We start from the raw sequence: 20,429 nt of genomic DNA, 5'->3' as shown, positions 1-20,429 counted from the left end.
AATGTAAAGCAATAAAAACCATATTTAAAATGGGCAGGGATGAAAGGTTATGTCTGTACCATATTTAGTACATATTTTAGGTGCAGAAACTTGTGCAGGAATGGAGGAGATTATGGAGTATATCGATAAACGAATTCAGGTAATTTGTGATGAATTAAAAAGGGTTTCAGTGGTGCAAAAGACCCCGATACAGAACTGGCAATTTAAGAAAGGAAATTTTATTCGCCCCGACGATGCTGATAAGGATGAGGAGTCTTTTAGAGAATTTGACAGCAGGACTATGCATTGGTATGGGCCTGATGAACATTACTGGTTCAGAGCTGACTTTACTGTACCTGAAACTATGAACCACAAGCCATTATGGTTACATGTCCGAACCCAGATTGAGGAGTGGGACGATGGGAAAAATCCCCAGTTTCTTCTATATGTAAATGGAAAAGCAACGCAGGGTATTGATATGAACCATAGGAGGGTTTTTTTAACAGAGGCTGCAAAGGCTGGTGAAACCTACCGCCTGGACCTTCAATCTTATACAGGAACACTTCATTCGGAATTTCATTTAATTGTTGAGATGCTTGAGGTGGATCCGGTTATTGAAAAACTCTATTATGATTTGTATGTTCCCTTGAGTGCTTTCACCCGTATGGAAAAAGATGATAAGGTAAGAAGAGATATTGAAACGGTTTTAAATCGTACAATTAACTATCTGGATTTAAGGGATACGTATTCAGAAGCATTTTATGAATCTATTAAGAGTGCAGAAAACTATATTAATAAAGCGTTATACCAGGATATGGCAGGTTATGAGGATATTATTGCCACCTGTATCGGACATACCCACATTGATGTGGCGTGGTGGTGGACCGTTGAGCAGACCAGAGAAAAGGTGGGCAGAAGTTTTGCAACTGTTCTCAAATTTATGGAAGAATATCCGGAGTATAAATTCATATCCAGTCAGCCGCAGCTATATTATTTTCTAAAGGAACGTTATCCTGAACTTTACAGTCAGTTAAAGGAACGGGTAAAGGAAGGCCGCTGGGAAGCAGAAGGTGGTATGTGGGTGGAAGCAGACTGCAATTTAACTTCTGGAGAATCCCTGGTACGTCAATTTTTGCATGGAAAACGCTTTTTTAAAGAAGAGTTTGGAGTGGATAACCGGATTTTATGGCTTCCGGATGTATTCGGATACTCCGGTGCGCTGCCTCAAATTATGAAAAAATGCGGTATTGATTACTTTATGACTACGAAGCTTGCTTGGAATCAGTTCAATAAAATGCCTTATGATACTCTCCGTTGGAGAGGAATTGATGGTACAGAAATATTTACTCACTTGATAACAACATTAGGAGTTGGCCAGAGTACGGAAAACTTTTTTACAACTTATAACGGAATGCTGCATCCGGATGCAATAATGGGGGGCTGGAAGCGTTATCAGAACAAGGAAATCAATAATGATATTCTTATATCTTTTGGCTACGGTGATGGCGGCGGAGGTCCTACCAGAGAAATGCTGGAAATCTCAAAACGTATGGAAAAGGGAATTAAGGGTATACCAAAAGTGCGTCAGGAGTTTGCGGCTACCTATTTTAAGGAGTTAGAAGAGCGTGTAAGAGATAATAAAAGGTTTCCTGTGTGGGAGGGTGAATTTTATTTCGAATATCATAGAGGAACCTATACCTCTATGGCAAGAAATAAACGCTCAAACCGTAAGAGTGAGTTATTAATGATGGATTTGGAACTAATCTCATATCTTGCTAAGGACAAAGGCATACCTTATCCGGCAGAAGCCATGGATTCCATGTGGAAAAAGATTCTGTTAAATCAGTTTCACGATATTTTACCCGGTACTTCCATAAAACAGGTTTACGATGTAACAAAACAAGAATATGAAGAATTGGAAGAGGCGGGACAATTGCTGTTGTCAGAGCGCTTAAAGGCACTTACAGAAGAAGGGGAGGGTATCACTGTTTTTAACACCTTGGGCTTTGAAAGAAGTGATGTTGTGAATTTAGGGGATTGGGATACTGCCGCTATAACGGATGATTCCGGAAAAATCTATCCGGTACAGCAGACGAAAGAGGGAGCGATAGCATATGTAGAAGGTTTACCCTCTAAAGGCAGTAAGGTTTTTGGTAAATCCAATGCTGAGGCTGAAATCCCTTTCTCAATTCGGGAAAATGGTATTGAAACACCTTTTTATAATATTCAATTGGATGAGGCAGGATTGTTTACCTCCATATATGATAAGGAAAATTACCGGGAAGTTTTACAGATAGATAAAAAAAGCAACTTATTTTGTATGTATGAGGATAAACCAATTTATTACGACAATTGGGATATTGATATCTATTATACTGAAAAATTTTGGCCTGCTGATGAAGTGGTTTGGATGCAATGGACTGAGATAGGGGCTGTTCGTGCTACGCTGGAAATAGAACGTAAGATAAGTAAATCCACAATAAAACAAAAGATTCATTTTTATGCTGAAGACAGAAGAATTATTTTTGAAACCTATGTGGATTGGAAAGAGAAGCAACATTTATTGAAGGTACATTTTCCGGTTAATATCCACTCAGACGAAGCTACTTTTGATATTCAGTTTGGTAATATTACCAGAAAAGTACATAGCAACACAAGTTGGGATGTGGCAAGATTTGAATCCTGTGGACAGAAATGGATCGATTTGTCGGAAGGGCATTATGGAGTAAGTATTCTAAATGACTGTAAATATGGTCATTCTGTAAAGGATGGAGACATGGCTCTTACCTTAATAAAATCTGGAATAGAACCAAATCCTGTTACAGATCAAGAGGAACATTACTTTACCTATGCGCTTTATCCTCATATAGAAGGCTTTAAGGATGGCGGTACTGTATTTGCAGCAGCGAAACTGAATCAGCCGGTATTTGTGATTAGAGGGGGGACTAAAGGCAATAAAACCTCTTTGGTTTCTGTAGATAAACGGAATGTATACTTGGAGACCATTAAAGAAGCAGAAGATAAAAGCGGTATGATAATCAGGATGTATGAATTTGAAAATTCACTTACGAACCTACGTGTAAACTTATCTGGAAAGGCAATTCAAAAGATTGAGGAATGCAATCTGATTGAAGAGGTAATTGGCCAAGTTGAAGGAACTGCATCGGGTTTTGACATAACCATTAAACCGTATGAAATAAAAACCTATAAGATTACTTATTAAGGCAAAGAATCACCTGATGAAAGGTATACGAAGAAAGGATTGGATGTGAAGTCAGGAAGCAGCAATGATTTATTGGTACAAGAAAAAGCAGAATACTTACTCTCCCAAATGACGCTGGATGAAAAAATTGGTCAGGTAAACCAAAGGCTTTACGGTTTTCGGATTTATGAACGAGTAGCCGGTCAGGATTCTGGTGAGGATGAAATTGTCCTTTCTGAGGAGTTTAAGGAGGAAGTAAGAAGATTTGGAGGGTTGGGAGTTTTGTACGGATTATACCGTGCTGATCCCTGGTCACAAAAAGATTATAGCACCGGACTTGACGGTCCGTTAGCGACGAAAGCATATAATCAGATACAGCGTTATGTTATTGAACATTCAAGGCTTGGCATCCCCATGCTTTTAAGTTCTGAATGTCCCCACGGACACCAGGCACTGCACGGTTATTTATTGCCGGTTAATTTAGCAATGGGAGCAACTTTTCATCCTTCTCTTGTGGAGAAGGCTTATAGGGTATGCGGTAAGCAAATGAGAGAAATGGGTGTAGACATGGCATTGATATCCGCACTTGATATTCTAAGAGATCCTAGATGGGGAAGAAGTGAAGAGTGTTATGGTGAGGATCCTTACCTGGCAGCAGAATTTGCAAAAGCGTTAGTAAGGGGAGTTCAAAGTGAGCAGGTTGCTGTTGTAGCAAAGCATTTTTGCGCCCAGGGAGAAGGAACGGGCGGTATCAATGCAAGTGCGGCCAGAATTGGAGAACGGGAGCTTAGAGAAATTCATCTACCGGCTATGAAGGCTTGTTGTGAGGAAGGCGTGCAGGGAGTTATGGCGGCTTATAATGAGATAGATGGTGTTCCCTGCCATGGAAATTCTATGCTCTTAAAGGAGATATTAAGAAACGAAATGGGATTTCAAGGTGTTGTTATGGCAGACGGAGTTGCGATAGACCAGTTAGATAGTATGACAGGTGATAATGTATCCTCTAGTGCGTTAGCGTTACGCTCCGGTGTTGACATCGGATTATGGGATGATGCCTTTGGAAAACTGAGTCAGGCTATAGCACGTGAACCTGCCTTGGAAAAGGAACTGGATAGGGCTGTATTGAGAGTACTTACCATGAAATATGAACGGGGACTTTTTGAAAAGCCATATATAGAGGAGAGTAGTCACTACACAACCTATCATTATGATACCTATAAAGAAAGTCTTCAGCTTGCAAGAGAATCTGTTGTATTGCTGGAAAATAAAACAGGACTTTTGCCGCTTGCTTTCAAAGAAATTAAAACACTTGCTGTTATCGGTCCTAACAGTGACGAAATATACCACCAACTAGGGGATTATACGCCTCCTGTTTCAAAAGAGGATGGGGTAACGGTGTTAAAAGGAATACAGAAGATGGTTGAAGAATACGGCTATGAAACAGGACATCATGTTGAAGTAGTCTATGCAAAAGGCTGTGGCTTAATGGACAAGGAAGAAGACGAAATTGCAGAAGCAGTTTCGATTGCCAGACAGAGCGATGTCATCGTTATGGTTTTAGGGGGTTCTTCCAGCCGGTTTGGGAAAGTTATTTTTGATTCCAATGGTGCAGCGAAATCAGGGGAAAAAGTCACTATGGATTGCGGAGAAGGTGTAGATGCTTCCGATTTAAGTCTTCCTGGCTTGCAGATTCAATTGGCAAAAGAAATGTTCTTGCTTGGAAAGCCTGTTATAGCCATAAGTATACAGGGAAGACCCTATGCATTAACAGAAATTTCTGAGGGGGCGGATGCCTTGCTTTGCAGTTTTTATCCGGGGATAAAAGGTGGAGAAGCGATTGCAGAAATTTTATTTGGAAAAATCTCTCCTTCCGGCTGTCTGCCGGTGTCGCTTCCAAGACATTGCGGACAGATTCCGGTTTACTACAATTATAAATCCTCCTATCGTGCCATGGATTATTATGATGTTGAAAAAACACCCCTCTATTCTTTTGGTTATGGAAAGAGTTACACAAATTTCTCCTACCATAACATAAGAGTAGAAGGGGCAAATGAGAAGAAAAAAGCAAAAGCAGCACCGAATAAACAGTTTACCTTTTCAAAAACCGGGATAGAGAAGCAGGGAATAAAGATACATGTCTGTGCCACTAATACTGGTAAAATGGACGGCTATAGTGTTTTGCAGGTTTACCTTCGCCAAATGTGTTCTGATACCGTACGGAGAGTAAAGGAATTAAAGGCCTTCAAAAAGATATGGATACCGGCAGGTATGACAAAGGAATGTACCCTTGAACTAAAGGCAGAGTCATTTTCTTGCTGGAATGCTAACATGCAATTTGTTATGGAAAGCAGTGTGTTTCAGTTACATCTTCACGATGGAGAGGGGTTGCTGCATCAGGAGGAAATAACAATAATATAAACAGATTCTTATAGTTGCAAAATGGGTGTAACAATTGTCGCCCTGATAATGTATGTGTGCAGGTGTAATCTAAGTATGTTAAGAGCACACGGATGGGAGCTATTATGTATATATTGCCAATGCCAAGAGAAATGGACATAAAGGAAGATCAGTTTATTCTGACCTATAAAAGTAAGATTGTAATAAAGACAGAGAACTCAGAAAAGATATTCTATTATGTAAAATTACTTCAAAGAGACTTAGAAAAACATTTGGGGTATTCTTTAAAGTTGTTTCGAGGAGTAGAATCTAATCAGGATATAATAATAGGTATGAATGAAGAGTTGGCTTTAGAAGAATATCTTCTAAACATCAACGAACACGGTGTTTCGATTATTGGAGGAAGTGAAAAGGGTATACTCTATGGAATTCAAACCTTAAGACAGATGGTTTCTCAAAAGGGTGGAGTTCTTCCGTATTGTATAATAAGAGACTATCCTGCTATTTTAAATCGCGGAGTTTATCATGACATAACAAGGGGTAGAGTTCCGAGTCTTGAAAGTCTGAAGAAACTGGCAGATAAGCTTAGTTATTATAAAATTAATCAGTTGCAGCTTTATGTAGAGCATAGTTATTTATTTCAGGATTTTAGTGAAATCTGGCGGGATGATACTCCGCTTACCGGGGAAGAAATCCTCGAACTGGATGCATATTGTGCAAGACTTGGCATTGAGCTGGTACCTTCTTTATCAACCTTTGGACATTTGTATAAGGCGTTAAGAAGTAAAAGTTATGAACACTTATGTGAATGCCCAGAGGAAGACCAGGAAGAGTTCTCCTTCTTTAACCGCATGGCACATCATACACTGGATGTGTCTAATGAGGAAAGTCTTGCTTTTTCCAAAAAACTGATTGGTGAATTCCTGCCATTATTCAGGTCAAAGCAATTTAATATCTGTGCAGATGAGACCTTTGACTTAGGGAAAGGCAAAAGTAAGCCTCTTGCGGATAGGGTTGGAATTCAAGAAATGTACATTGCTTATGTAAAGAAGCTTTGCGAGTATGTGTTAGAACTTGGGAGCCGCCCTATGTTCTGGGGTGATGTTATTGCAGGATTTCCGAAAGCTATTAAGGAATTGCCCAAAGAGGTAATTTGTTTGAATTGGGGATATTCCTCTGAGCAGTCTGAAATGGAAACAAAGGCACTCTACCAGGCAGGAGCGGTTCAGTATGTCTGCCCCGGTGTAGGCGGGTGGAATCAATTTATCAATCTCCATGAAAACTGCTATGAAAACATTAAGAGAATGTGTACATATGCCCACAAATATGAGGCACTAGGTGTTCTGAACACCGATTGGGGGGATTTTGGTCATATTAACCATCCTGAATTTTCGACACCTGGTATCATTTATGGGGCATCTTTTTCCTGGAACAATAGAATGCTTGATTTTGATGAAATAAACCGCCAGATATCCCGACTGGAGTACGAAGACAGCTCCGAAAGTTTCGTAGGTTTGACTGGGGAAGCAGCGAAACAGATGTATTTTGATTGGAGAGAAGTGGTTGTATACAAAGAATTCGGCAAGACGGAGTTTGCAGATCAGGATAGGCTGGCAAAAGCAGAGGAAAAAAATAAAAGTTTACAATTGATAAAATCAGAATTATATAAAAAATTGATATGTTTGGATAAAGAAAAAAGAAGGCTTATTAAACCATATCTGGTAGCGATGGAGGGAATGGCTGTCTGGAATGAAATTGGTGCCTTTATCTGCTGTAATGACTACAAAATGAGTTCCTCTCTGGATAAAACCCCTGCTATACTGGCAGCAGACCTAGAAAATTGGTTTATGGATTTCAAAGAGGTTTGGCGTACTTGCAGCAAAGAATCAGAATTGTATAGACTGCAAGATGTTATCAACTGGTACGGAGATTTTTTAAGAGATAAGAAGGGTTGAAAAACAGTAAATAACAAGAACAGAACATCTGTGAGAACGGTTAGATTTCTACATACATATATGACAAAGTAAAAGGTTTGGAATGGAGGTAGAGTAATTGTGTTTCAATTAATTGGGTATGTTGGTACAAAGGACTTGAATACAGTAACTGATGAGGATGCAAAGAGTTTAGATGTGATAAATATAGCTTTTGGACATATTATAGACGGAAGTATTGTGTGGAATCATAGCGAATGTAAGCCGGCTTTAAAACGTTTACGACAGCTAAATCCTGATTTGAAATTAGTGCTCTCTGTGGGGGGCTGGAGTGCAGGGGGCTTTTCAGAGGCTGCTAGAACGAAGGAAAATCGGGTGAAACTTGCAGATTCGGCTAAAGAATTAATGGAAACATATGATTTAGATGGTATTGATATAGATTGGGAATATCCGTGCTTTAGTGTTGCTGGAATAGCGGCTGATAAAAGTGACAAGGAAAACTATACCTTACTGCTTAAGCAGTTAAGGGAGACCTTAGACACTTTAACAGAAAAGAATTATCTAGTTACAACAGCAGTTGGAGGAGATGAATACTTTACTAGAAATACTCAGATGGATAAGGTTGCGGAATATGTAGATTATGTACAGCTTATGACCTATGATTTAAGAGGCGGTTTTCAGACATTGACGGGACATCATACGAATTTGTATGGGAATGAGGCAGACTTATTCAACGCTAGTACGAAAAAAGCAGTAGAGTGCTTTTTAGCAGCTGGTGTACCAAAAGAGAAGCTTGTAATTGGTGCGGCTTTTTATTCCAGAGAATGGAGAGGTGTTAAAGACGTTAGCAATGGACTGCATCAAATGGCTCAGACCACGGGTGGTTATGGACCAAATTATCATACACTGGCCGCAGAATACATAAATAAAAATGGATATATCCGGTATTGGGACGAGGAAGCAAAGGCACCGTACCTATTTAACGGAGAGCATTTTATCAGCTATGATGATGAAGAATCTATCGGGGCAAAAGCAGAATATGTAAGGGAGCAGAAGTTGTACGGAATGATGTATTGGGAATACTGCTGTGATTTAACAAATACCTTGACAGGATATATGAGAAAAGAGCTGGATGTCCCTGTAGAATAAAATATAAAAAAAGTTTTGGCATGTAATGGGAGATAATATGAATAAGCAGATGAGAATACCAAAGACAATGATAGAGTTTACTCCTCCGATATATCAATGCAGAAGAGCAGTTGAACCTTTTGTATTAGATGGTAATGTGGAGAAGGAGTTTTGGGCACCGGCTCAATTTACAGAAGAATTCTTAGATATCGAAGGGTCATTTAAGGGGAAACCGAGATTTTCCACTAAGGCAAAGATGCTTTGGGATGATATGAATCTCTATTTTGGAGCAATTCTTGAAGGGGATGAGATATGGGCGACTCTTGAGGAACGGGATTCTATCATATTTCAGGATAATGATTTTGAAATTTTTGTTGATCCCGATTCAGATACACATTGCTATTATGAGTTTGAAATGAATGCTAAAAATACAGTCTGGGACTTATTATTAACAAAACCGTATCGGGATATGGGGAAGGCGGTTAACAGCTTTGATATAAAAGGACTTAAGAGTGCAGTTAAGATAGATGGAGAGCTGAACAATCCGGCTGCTAAAAACAAAAGGTGGATGATTGAAGTCGTAATGCCTTTTGAGTCACTTATAGAATGTGCTGCTGACAAAAGGCGACCTGAGCCAGGAGAATATTATCGTATTAACTTTTCAAGAGTACAATGGAAGGTGGAGGTAACAAAAGAGCAGCAATATCAGAAAAAAATAAATCCAGCTACCGGCCAGCCCTATCCGGAAGATAACTGGGTATGGGCACCTGAAGGGGTAATCAACATCCATTATCCGGAACTTTGGGGTTTTGTGTTTTTTACTGAGGAGCAGGAGGTTTATTCCATACCCCAGGACGAATATGATAAATGGGAGCTTCGTAGGCTATATTACAACGCGCACGAATATTACGACCACAATGGCTGCTTTACTACAGACTTATGTTTGCTTAAAGGCGATTGGAAATACACCATTGAGCCGGTGGTGGAAATTACTAAAAACACATTTGAGATTTCCTGTCCGAGTAAGGATGGAAAACGAGAATTGTCCATCTTAAGTGATGGGCGGACTTTTGTAAGGAGTCGGTCGTGATAGGGGCCTGATGCATAAGGGCGTAGATGGGAGTTAATATGCTGATGACGAAGGAAGAACGGAATAGAATTGAGAAAGATTTTGAAAAGATTAGGCAACTTGCAAGAAGCAAAGAAGATCTGTTTCAAATACTATCTGATTGCAAGGGAGAAGAAGAGATTTGTATGAAATTTCTCTATGCTTATATGCCCCTAAGTGACCTTGCGAATTATAATGGAGAATTATTTCTGCGATTTGTCAGACATGCATTGGGAATACGCGAAAGGTTATACTGGGTGAAAACACTGGATACTTTTGTTTTTCTGAATTATGTTTTACAATACCGTATTAATAATGAAGACATAGAGTTTTATAGTGAAAGCTTTTTTCATGAAATCTACCCGAGAATAAAGGAAAAAAGTTTGGAAAAGGCAGTGCTTGAGGTAAATTATTGGTGCTATGAAAAGGCTACGTACCAGTCTTCGGATATCAGAACTCTGTCCCCGCTTTCTGTTATACGTAATACATATGGCAGATGCGGAGAGGAATCGGTTCTTGCTGTAGCAGCTTTACGGAGTGTAGGTATTCCTGCAAGGCAATGTTATGTACCACGCTGGGCCCATTGTGATGACAATCATGCATGGGTGGAAGTATATATTGAGGGGGAGTGGAAATACCTTGGAGCCTGCGAACCGGAGGATAGACTTAACAAGGGCTGGTTTGTACAGCCTGCCTCTAGGGCAATGTTCATCCATAGCCGTATCTTTTCGCCCTTTACCATGGAAAAGACCATTGGTTCCTGTAATGAACGATTGACAGAATTAAACATAACCTCTCGCTATGCAAAAACCAAGGAGATTAAAGTGCAGGTCTTTAACCGGGATGGAAGTTATGCAAATGGAGTTGAGGTACGTTTTGAGGTCGTTAACTTTGCAGCATTTTATCCCTTAACCTCCGTAACAACAGATGAGTTAGGATGTGCCTTCTTAGAAACCGGGCTTGGAGATTTATGTATCTATGCGCATAATGAATCAGAATACGGCTTTTGTAAAATAGATGTAAGATTAGAAGATGAGGTTAAGATAACCTTAGGAAGTTTCCGTGAAGAAGTAAGACCTTTTGAACTGACAATGAAGCCTCCTATGGGTAGAGTAACAGAAAATCCACCTTTTACAGGACAGGAGACGGTACAAAGTATAAGAACAGGTAAAGCCGGCATTATACGTAAAGCATACGAAGATACCTTTTTTAATCAAGAGAAAGCGAAAGTTTATATTGAGGATTATGATAACAGTTACAGTCAAAAACAAAAGGAAGCTCTTGCAAAGAATAGTATTGCAAAGCAGGCGAGACTGAAACAGATTTTAATACATTCAAGAGGGAATCACGAGCAAATAACTGCTTTTCTTGAGGAAGAAGAGACAAGGATATATACAGGATATAAACTTGCACTTTTGGAGAGTTTAAGCAGGAAAGACTTAACCGATGTTAAGGCAGAGGAATTGAAGGATTTTTTGCTAGGGGCAATGCCGTATAAAAATAATTTCAAAAAAGATGTTTTTATTCCCTATGTCTTATGTCCTAGGGTTTCTTATGAAAAATTAACTGCCCATAGAAAAAAACTGATGGAACGTTTTTCGAAAGAAGAAAAGGAAGAATTTCGAAGTAATCCAAATAAACTTTTTGACTATATCCGAGATAAAATAGGTACTTTTGAGGAGTTGGAGTATGCAAGTTTAAGTGCATCTGCGGATAATGCTCTGACTCTGGCGGCAGGCAGTAATCTGACAAAAAAGATTGCCTTTGTTACTATACTAAGAACGTTAGGAATTCCGGCAAGAATGGAGTCCCTGTATTTATCAGTTGAATATTTTAAAGATAATCTTTGGCATTCCGTAAATACAGAGAAAGAGCAGGAACCCAATAAAAAAGCAAATCTGACTTTGGAAAGTAATTCGGAGGTCACCTTCCTTTATTACAAGAATTATTCCATTGCTCGTATGGAGGACGGGGTCTTTCGTGATTTAGAACTTGCTGGTAATCCCTGGGAGAAACAGATAACATATGAACTGCGGCCAGGTAATTACCGGGTTATGACGGTAAACCGGGAATCAGATGGCAGTGTGGATGCCTTGCTATATAGTTTGGTTTTACGGGAAGGTGAAAATAAGAGTCTTGCTCTTTTGATAAACGAGAAGAGAAAGGCTCAGAACCGTATAGCCTTAAAAAATAGAAAACTCTATATGGAAACCGAAGAGCTAACTTACCTTTCAAAAGAGTTGAAGCAAAAATCCCTTGTTATCTGGTTGGATTTGGGCAGGGAGCCCACGGAGCATTTGTTAAACGAATTAATGGATGCGAAAGAACTGATTCACAAAAGAAAGGTAGAAATACTTGCAATTCTTAATAAGCAGGCAGACAGAAGTAATATAACCTTTCAAAAGGCATTGAGTATATTACCTTTTGTAAAAACACGTATTAAAACAGAGTCCGATTCGTTGGAAGACATCTACGAAGCTTTTGGTATTGCTGATAAGCAGTTACCGCTCGCTATAGTGGCGGATGAAAATCTGTCCGGTATCTTTGGTATGGCAGGCTACCATGTTGGGATAGGAGAACTGTTATTAAGTCACATGAAAGAATAGTATACTTCGTACAAAAACGTACCTTTTCTAAATGGTTATATAAGGTTAAAATTATATAATAAAACTACTAAAAAGATACTATATTTAACGATATAGTTTCTTTTTTATTGTTGTAAGTTAATACTATATATGGTAAATTATATAATATTATAATCTAACTATATTTATGTATAGGCGGTATAACAATGAGACATGTACAAATAGCTACAAAAACATATAGAGATAATTCAGCAAGGAGTATTGACCTACCTACAATTCTGATTGAACACAATAGTGATACTCAGGTACTAGAACAGTTACATAAATATCAATTAAAGAATAAAATCAAGAGTAGAACTTGGCATAACAAATTGGTACAAGCTGTAGGCTTATTGCTTGATTATATTGAATCAAACCAAGAAAACTACACTTCTGCCAAGGATTTCTTTGAAATATTCACTGAATCCATTTATTCAGGAACTATTAATGAGGATGGATTAGATCCGTCTGGTTTATATTGGCTCCCTAAAAGAGTTGAAACAGCAAATATGCTACTATCAGCTTTAAATGGATTTTCAGACTGGTTATATAACGAATATGGTGCAGTTCAGCTAAATCCTTGGAGAGAAGCAACAAGGTATGAAGAAAGGCTAAATTGGATGGCTCAAATCAACAAGAGCCAACATTCATTTTTAGGACATTTAGATGATGTTCATGAAATTTCAGAAACTGCAAAACAAGCTCGTAATGTTGTCAAAAGAAGAAAACCTTGTTCATCAAGAGGAAATACAAAAGATTTCCCTGAGAACCAGATACATAATTTGCTTTGGGAAGGATTTAAAAACATAAGAAGGAACGATGAATTAGGCATTATAGACAGCCATAACTGGCGTGATATTGCCATTACTATACTTATGCATGGTGGTGGACTTAGACATAGTGAAGTGTTTCATCTATGGGTTCAGGATGTATTTCCTGATCCAGAAGACTCAAATTTAGCTGTTGTTCGAATTTATCATCCTAGTGAAGGAAAAGCTCCTTACGATTTTAAGAACCCTAATACTGGCAAATATGTTACAGATAGAGAAAGTTATCTTCTCTTGAAATATGGCCTATTACCTCGAAATAAGTATTCCGCAAAGGATAAAAGGTTTGCGGGATGGAAAGAACCACGACTTGATAATGACGAAGATAAGTATATGCATGTATACTGGCTTTCAAAGGAATGGGGCTACATATTTATGTATGTATGGAAAATATATATGGCAAAGAGGCTTCGTGATGGTATAAAGGATACTCATCCATTTGCCTTCGTATCTCACTCCCCTCAATATAAAGGTGAAATGATGCCTTTAAGAACACAGAGAGAATCCCATGAAAAGGCTGTAGAAAAGATTGGTTTAGTGGTCGGAAAGAGCTATGGCACAACGCCACACGGGCACAGACACGCTTATGGACAGAGACTAAAGAAAGCCGGTATAGATAGTATAATTAAGCAAAGGGCAATGCATCACAAATCCGAAAAATCACAGGATGTATATACAGAGCCAACTGTTGAAGAGGTTACAGATTCGTTGAATAATGCAACAGCTTCATTAGATAATGGTTTTGTTCTTCCAATGCAAACGGAAATAGATGTATGGTTTGACGAAGAAAACAACTTAAGAAATAAATACTTATTCAGGAGAAAATAGATGGCATATGATAATTCTTTTAAATACAAAATGATAACTCTACTCTGCGAAGGGAAAACATTCGCTGATATTGAGCGAGAATATGGAATATCCTCCTATACAATCAGAAGATGGTTCAGAACGTTTAACTCCGATGGGACTTTTAATGAAGATGAATTGAGTCCAAATGAAAAGATGAAGTTAGAACTTCTTAGAAAAAAGGCTGCCAAGCGAGAGCTTGAACTTAGGAAGCATGGAACATCAATTAATGAAAGCTTTGAATGGGTTCTTCAATATGATAACAGCCTTACGGAGTGGAAAGAACTGGCTGAAGAATGGATAAAAACTATTGTAAGAAATAAAGGTAATGCATTACAGGCGTTGTCTAAATTTTTCAAGGAATATCTTATTCCTTATGAAATAACCAGTTCTGTTCAAGAATATCTTTCAAAAGAATATGTTGTTCCTGATTTTTATGATATTTTATTTGCCTCTAATAAAAGTCAGTCTGGTGCAATCAAGAGTGCAAAAAAACTGGTTGCTTTTGTGGATTGGATACTTGAAGAAAAGTTCTCTGTTGAAGATGATTTCGGAAATAAACTTACACTTGCCGAATTTCATAACCCTTTCACGAAGTACCTTCCCGACTCAGTGAAAAACTCTAATCGTAATGAATCAGATAAAAATGTTCTGCCATACAGATATATAAAAGACCTCCGCAATATACTATGCCCTCCTGACGCTACTTGCTTTAGAGATTGGAAGTTTGCACAGGAAGTAACTGATTCACCAGCTCATGGTGGGTGTTGGTTTGTTGTTGATGAATCAAGAATCGATAAAACTGACTCTGATTGTGTTTTTAGGTATAGAGAAACATCAAAATATGAAAGAGATAATAAAAGTCTTCCAGAGATGGTATACGAACTATGGTTTCCCGGTCCTTCTGTAGCATTACTTACAAAACTTTTATTACCACTTAGAACATATCAAGTAAGGATGCTGGACAGCGGTGAAATGGATACTTTCAAGTATGTACAGCCCGTAAGAAACATGCATGGTCAATGGGTTAAAAATGATTCACGTTTAAGTAAAGGTACTAAAAACAATCCTTTTGAAAGAGGCGTTTTAAGGAAGTTCAAAGACCGGACAACGCAAATGGTAATGACAGGTTTTTTCATCAATACCAATAAAACAGCAGATATAAATAAGGATGAATCCGATAAGGGTTATGAAATTCCTTGGCAATATGAAGAAGTTCAGTATTGGCTTGCGAAACTTAGAGATTGGCAGCAAAAATATAATCCTATTTCCAAACCTACACCTTGGACAGAGTTAACTGCAACTCATCTTGGGGCAACTAAAGATATAAAAATCCTAAAACAGATGGGAACAGCAACTTTTATTTTTAGAAATCCTACAATTCCAACGCAGGAACATTTACCTATTGCCACGGATAGTTTAAAACGGTTTTGGTACAAAACACTTGCTAAACTAGAGGAAAGCTTAAAATCAAACGTAAATGCTGAAAAAGAAAGCTCATTGCAATTTGTAAATCCAAACAGTAAAAGAACTACATACTATCCGCTTCACTCATTGAGAGTTTCCTTAATAACCGCATATGCACTTGAAGGCGGAGTACCCATGCCGATTCTTTCCAAGGCTATCGCAGGTCATGCAAGACTTGTTATGACACTCTATTACACAAAGGCTGGTATTTCGTATGTAACAGATAAAATGAATCAAGGCGAGAAAAAAATCTTGGAAAATGACAAAGAAGTATTTGGTAGGTTTCTTAGAGATGCTAAGTATGAACAGCTGGAAACAAGTGTTGCTACAAATGATCCAATTGCTTATCAAGCAGTTATTAATGCACAAAAATCAGGTGCAAGTATTGTTATCAGTGATAAAGGTATTTGTCCAAAAGGCTGTTTTGGATGCGATTCCGGTGGCACATATGTAAATGATGATACTGATAAAACTACTTATGGACCAGTACCGGGATTTCCTGAGCAGAACTGTGTAAGATGTAGATGGTTTGTTACGGGTCCTGCTTTCCTTCCCGGGCTGGTAAATCACTTCAACGTCATCGGTTACAATATGGGCGAAATCGGGAAAAGGGTTATTAATTATCAGAATGAGATTGAGTTAATCGAAAATCAAAAGTTTGAATGTGAGCTTAATGGGAATGTATTTACCAAACAGCATGAGTTACTAAAATATGAGCAACTTTATGCACAAGAAATACAGAAGAACGATAAACTTGCCAATGATTATAATGCCACCCTTCGTCTTGTAGATAAATGCATGAAGATAATTAAAGATACGCCTTCAAAAGATAATGTTCAGCTTGTGCCGGTTGGCTCTATTACTGATGTTGGGTTAAATATCAATAATGCGGAACATGAACTTGAACAGCTTCAAATCATATGTAACGGTGTAGAACTGTATCCTGAGACGGATGCAAGTAAGGCAGTTCTTCAAAGGTCACAAATCATAGATTTAACACTCGTAAATAACGGCAAGAAGCCGGTTATGTTCTCACTGTCGGATGAGGAACAGCTTATTGCAGGAAATCAGTTTATGAGGATTTTAATGAGCCGTGCAGGTGGTCTGAAGGATTCCATTCCGTATGCTGTTGGTCGTAAAAAGCTTGAAGAAATCGGATTTAAGAATGAGTTTATTGACGAAATAAAATCCATAAAAATAAACGAGGCACCATTGTTTATAGACACAGGCTCTTCTTTTAACAGACCAGAACACAATAACAGAATTGGAGGTTAATAAGATGGTTAATATGCATCCTGATGAACTATTCTCACAGCTTTATGAGAATGCATCAACACGAAAAAAGAAAACATTGGAATTGATACATGACACTTGCAGAAAGCAATCAGAGTCAAATGTAAAAGATTTTTCATTAGGCACAATTGCTAGGCTTATTGCTGATGAATGCGGTCCCAGTGAACAGGGGTTACGAAACAAGAATGCCGGTGATTATCGAGCATTAATAAATCTTTGGGCTGTCTATTCTAATACCACTACAAAAAAGCCAAAGAAAGAAAAAACATCAACAATAAATGATGATATCTTAGCAAGTGTATCAGATCCAACTACACGAGCTCTCGTTGGTATGCTTATAGCAGAAAACAAGAAGCTCAAGCGAGAGAATTCTCTATTAAAAGAGCAAACAACTCTTACAATAGATATGCGTCCAAATAAAGATAGCAATAATTTAAGCAATCAGAATGTTGTAGTGGTTTCAGCTTCGCATGATTTAACAGAAACAGAACTAACTGCTCTAAGGGATGCGATTTCAGATGAATTTATGAAACATATGGGTTGGACTTCTGATACATATGGCAGAGTCAAAGAAAAAGGAATGCAGATATATAAACCGGGATATATTAGTGCTATTAAAAAAGTTCTTAAGCGGATTTGACAGTAATAATATATTATTATTTTAGTAATATTATATAATTACTTACCTATAGCTACGGAGGTCTCATGAAAGGAAAAGAAAGATTTGAACTATATGCATCACTGGATTTAACTACATATCATTAGATAATGACCTTGTCAATATCAAATTGCATTTAAAATTCACTTTCGGTATTATAAAGCAATAACAAACTGTATTCATATAGGGGGGAGAAAATGAAATTTAAAATATTTAGCTTATCAGAAAAATTATATAGAATGGTTACTGCACTTGTTACTATTGGAGTAACTATAGGGTGCTTTGTGTACTACAATAAACTAGATGATAAAGGTGATACATTTGTTATAGCTACAGTATATGCAGCTTTTTTATTTATCGTTGGATTATATCTTTCATATATGTCAAACAGCATATCTAATAAATTATATGAAAGAAAAAATGAATATATCATGTTGAGAAGATTGAATGAAATCTTTAGCACGTCATGTATGACTTCTTTGGATTCATATAGAGATATATGTTTTGCAGTAATTTCATTTCAAGCATTTTCCGGAAGAACAAAAGGGTATATCAGTAAAGATGAAAAGAAAAAAGCAATTAAACATACTGTACCTCTTGAATTTATGATGGAACCACAGACGCAAATAGATAATAATAATTCAGCAAAAGAAAAACACTATATTAAAGAAATAGGATTTAAATTTGAACCTAAACTTCAAAAAGTGGAGGATTCATATAATCTGGAATACTCTAAGCTAAAAGCTTCTATTCAAGAAACAATTAATGCATACATTACTAAAAACAAAATCGAATTGAATATTCGTGGGGGGTTTTTTGAACTTGATTTACTAGAAACCAATTATGACGATTGGTGTAATGAGTATGTTTCTGAGAAAAGTTCAGAAAAAAAAGAAGCTTTGATTCAATACTTATATAAAATCATTGATGTAAAACAAACTGATTTTAGTAACTTAGATATAAAGAAAAAACAGATCGTAAAATACTATAGAAAGTGTAATAAAAGAATTCAAAGCAATTTAAAAAGAATGAACCACACATATGGGAATCGCTTGGAGTTCATAATCAAAATAAAAGAGGACATTCTGGAGGAATTGGAATCATTGTCAGATAGAATTGAAAGAATAGAGTGTATCATTGAATCCAAAGCATCTGATTCGATAAATACAATAAATGAATGTAATAGAAATATTTCCGGAATATATTCTGAATTGCAGGAATTACAAGAAAACATTGTAACTGAAATACAAGTGGATATCGAAATGCTAGAAGAGGATCTTGGAATAGAATTCAATTCAAAAGAAAAATTTAAAGAATTGATGAGAAGACGCAAAGAAAAGTAAACTTATTTAATTAAAGAGTTGTCAGTAATATTGATTCTGGCAACTCTTCTTTTTTATTCAAGGTAGCATATTTTGATTATATTATTTGATTATATATAATCAAATACAACTTCATGAAATATATGGTTAGAAACTATTTGATTATAACATTTACCTTACATTCCGTCAAGAAACAGGTACGTTTTTTGCTGGCTTTTATCACAATATTAATGAAAAATTAGCTGATGGGTGTAATATTACTGGAATGTTAAAAAATTTATTTAACTAAAAAAATCACCAATAAAAAGAGAGGTTTGAAAGTAATTTAATATTTGTTAAACAAAAAGCTAACTTTCGCGCCTGAATCATGAGATAAAATACATAAAAGTTCCCGGTTAATTACATAATATTTCGTTATTTTTTAGCAAATGTAATTGACAAAATGATAAAAATGAGATAATATATTAACAAATGTTAAAACCATATTAATATGATTAATCACTAACAAAAAGAATGAGGTTGGATTCTATGATAAAACAAGAAAGTAAGAACCGTAAAAATCTGATACAAAAAAAGAATTTCCTACACACACTAAAGCGGGATTATCCATTATGGTTATTTGTTCTTCCCGGTATTATTATTACATTTATATTTAGTTATGTGCCTTTATATGGAGTGCAGATAGCATTTCGTAATTATAATCCGAAACTTGGATTTTGGGACAGTAACTGGGTTGGATTAAAACATTTCATGAGGTTTTTCAACTCGCCCTATTTTGCCAGTACCATTAAAAACACACTGATTCTCAGCGTCTACTCATTAATTGCAGGATTTCCTATTCCCATTATATTTGCTTTATTAGTAAACTCCTTCCGACATAAAAAGTATAAAAAGATAATACAAACCGTAGCTTATGCACCGAACTTTATATCAACTGTAGTAATGTGTGGTATGCTGCTCTTGTTTTTATCACCCAGTGTGGGAATTATTAACAATATTATAGAGCTTTTTGGTGGGAAAGCTGTTAATTTTATGGGAGTCAAGAATTATTGGAGACACATATACGTTTGGTCGGGAATCTGGCAGGGTATGGGCTGGAGTTCTGTTATATACTTTGCAGCACTGTCCTCTGTTAGTCCTGAGCTTCATGAAGCTGCCGTTATGGATGGAGCCAGTAAGTTCCAGATCGTTCGTTATATAGACTTCCCAAGTATTATTCCCACAGCAACTATTTTACTAATACTTAATTGCGGGAGTATATTATCCGTTGGCTTTGAGAAGGTATTTCTATTACAGAATGATTTGAACTTAAGTGTATCACAGGTTATTTCTACATATGTATACCAAGTTGGTTTAATCGAAAATAGTGTATCCTATTCAACTGCTATTGGTTTGTTTAATTCAGCTGTCAATGCACTGCTTTTAATAGCTGTAAATAAAATATCCGATAAGTTGTCAGGAATTAGTCTCTGGTAAGAATCGGACAATATGGTTTAAAGGAATTTCTTAATAAAAGGCTGGAGGAAAATACTGATAGGAAGGATGCCACACAAAACTTCTTTCAGCCAAAGAAAATATCTTAGATATTGGATAGTGGCAGTACCGTGTCTGGAGTTAAAGTGTTGAAATACACAGTCATGGTAAGCA

11 protein-coding genes are annotated in these 20,429 nt (G+C 37.0%); all 11 read left to right on the top strand.

What is annotated here, in order from left to right:
* Positions 1-49 precede the first annotated feature (49 nt).
* The 11 genes from acsn021_RS13185 (at position 50) to acsn021_RS13135 (ending at position 20,258) form a co-directional block, all read left to right on the top strand.
* Positions 50-3,202, top strand: a complete 3,153-nt coding sequence (locus acsn021_RS13185) for an alpha-mannosidase (protein ID WP_330601668.1) — start codon at positions 50-52, stop codon at positions 3,200-3,202.
* A 45-nt stretch (positions 3,203-3,247) separates the two neighbouring features.
* Positions 3,248-5,599: a glycoside hydrolase family 3 N-terminal domain-containing protein gene (locus tag acsn021_RS13180; protein ID WP_243182294.1), complete on the top strand. Its 2,352-nt coding sequence runs from the start codon at positions 3,248-3,250 to the stop codon at positions 5,597-5,599.
* Positions 5,600-5,703: 104 nt separating this feature from the next.
* On the top strand, positions 5,704-7,533 hold the full coding sequence (locus tag acsn021_RS13175) for a beta-N-acetylhexosaminidase (protein ID WP_184088416.1): 1,830 nt from the start codon (positions 5,704-5,706) through the stop codon (positions 7,531-7,533).
* 99 nt (positions 7,534-7,632) lie between these two features.
* The gene (locus acsn021_RS13170) at positions 7,633-8,658 is read left to right on the top strand and encodes a glycoside hydrolase family 18 protein (RefSeq protein WP_184088418.1); all 1,026 of its coding nucleotides are present in this window, start codon (positions 7,633-7,635) and stop codon (positions 8,656-8,658) included.
* 37 nt (positions 8,659-8,695) lie between these two features.
* Positions 8,696-9,727, top strand: coding sequence for a carbohydrate-binding family 9-like protein (locus acsn021_RS13165; RefSeq protein WP_184088420.1), 1,032 nt, complete (start codon positions 8,696-8,698; stop codon positions 9,725-9,727).
* 38 nt (positions 9,728-9,765) lie between these two features.
* The gene (locus acsn021_RS13160) at positions 9,766-12,351 is read left to right on the top strand and encodes a transglutaminase domain-containing protein (RefSeq protein ID WP_184088422.1); all 2,586 of its coding nucleotides are present in this window, start codon (positions 9,766-9,768) and stop codon (positions 12,349-12,351) included.
* 185 nt (positions 12,352-12,536) lie between these two features.
* Positions 12,537-14,024 carry a gamma-mobile-trio recombinase GmtY gene (gene gmtY, locus acsn021_RS13155; RefSeq protein WP_184088424.1) on the top strand — a complete coding sequence of 496 codons (1,488 nt, stop codon included), beginning with the start codon at positions 12,537-12,539 and terminating at the stop codon, positions 14,022-14,024.
* Positions 14,025-16,784, top strand: a complete 2,760-nt coding sequence (gene gmtZ / locus acsn021_RS13150) for a gamma-mobile-trio integrase GmtZ (protein WP_184088425.1) — start codon at positions 14,025-14,027, stop codon at positions 16,782-16,784.
* A gap of 4 nt (positions 16,785-16,788) precedes the next feature.
* Entirely contained in the window at positions 16,789-17,442 is a 654-nt protein-coding gene (gene gmtX, locus acsn021_RS13145) for a gamma-mobile-trio protein GmtX (protein WP_184088427.1), read from the top strand.
* 215 nt (positions 17,443-17,657) lie between these two features.
* The gene (locus tag acsn021_RS13140) at positions 17,658-18,803 is read left to right on the top strand and encodes a hypothetical protein (RefSeq protein WP_184088430.1); all 1,146 of its coding nucleotides are present in this window, start codon (positions 17,658-17,660) and stop codon (positions 18,801-18,803) included.
* Positions 18,804-19,310: 507 nt separating this feature from the next.
* Complete coding sequence (locus acsn021_RS13135) at positions 19,311-20,258, top strand: ABC transporter permease (RefSeq protein WP_184088433.1); 948 nt, start codon at positions 19,311-19,313, stop codon at positions 20,256-20,258.
* The last annotated feature ends 171 nt before the right edge of the window (positions 20,259-20,429 follow it).

The sequence above is a fragment of the Anaerocolumna cellulosilytica genome, assembly GCF_014218335.1.
Lineage (GTDB): Bacteria > Bacillota > Clostridia > Lachnospirales > Lachnospiraceae > Anaerocolumna > Anaerocolumna cellulosilytica.
Note: the sequence above shows the minus strand (reverse complement) of the source record. Positions and strands in the feature narration are given on the sequence as shown.

Coding starts and splice junctions, on each gene's coding strand:
- acsn021_RS13185 (WP_330601668.1), top strand. CDS start 50: ATGTCTGTACCATATTTAGTACATATTTTAGGTGCAGAAACTTGTGCA.
- acsn021_RS13175 (WP_184088416.1), top strand. CDS start 5,704: ATGTATATATTGCCAATGCCAAGAGAAATGGACATAAAGGAAGATCAG.
- acsn021_RS13165 (WP_184088420.1), top strand. CDS start 8,696: ATGAATAAGCAGATGAGAATACCAAAGACAATGATAGAGTTTACTCCT.
- acsn021_RS13160 (WP_184088422.1), top strand. CDS start 9,766: ATGCTGATGACGAAGGAAGAACGGAATAGAATTGAGAAAGATTTTGAA.
- gmtY (WP_184088424.1), top strand. CDS start 12,537: ATGAGACATGTACAAATAGCTACAAAAACATATAGAGATAATTCAGCA.
- gmtZ (WP_184088425.1), top strand. CDS start 14,025: ATGGCATATGATAATTCTTTTAAATACAAAATGATAACTCTACTCTGC.
- gmtX (WP_184088427.1), top strand. CDS start 16,789: ATGGTTAATATGCATCCTGATGAACTATTCTCACAGCTTTATGAGAAT.
- acsn021_RS13140 (WP_184088430.1), top strand. CDS start 17,658: ATGAAATTTAAAATATTTAGCTTATCAGAAAAATTATATAGAATGGTT.
- acsn021_RS13135 (WP_184088433.1), top strand. CDS start 19,311: ATGATAAAACAAGAAAGTAAGAACCGTAAAAATCTGATACAAAAAAAG.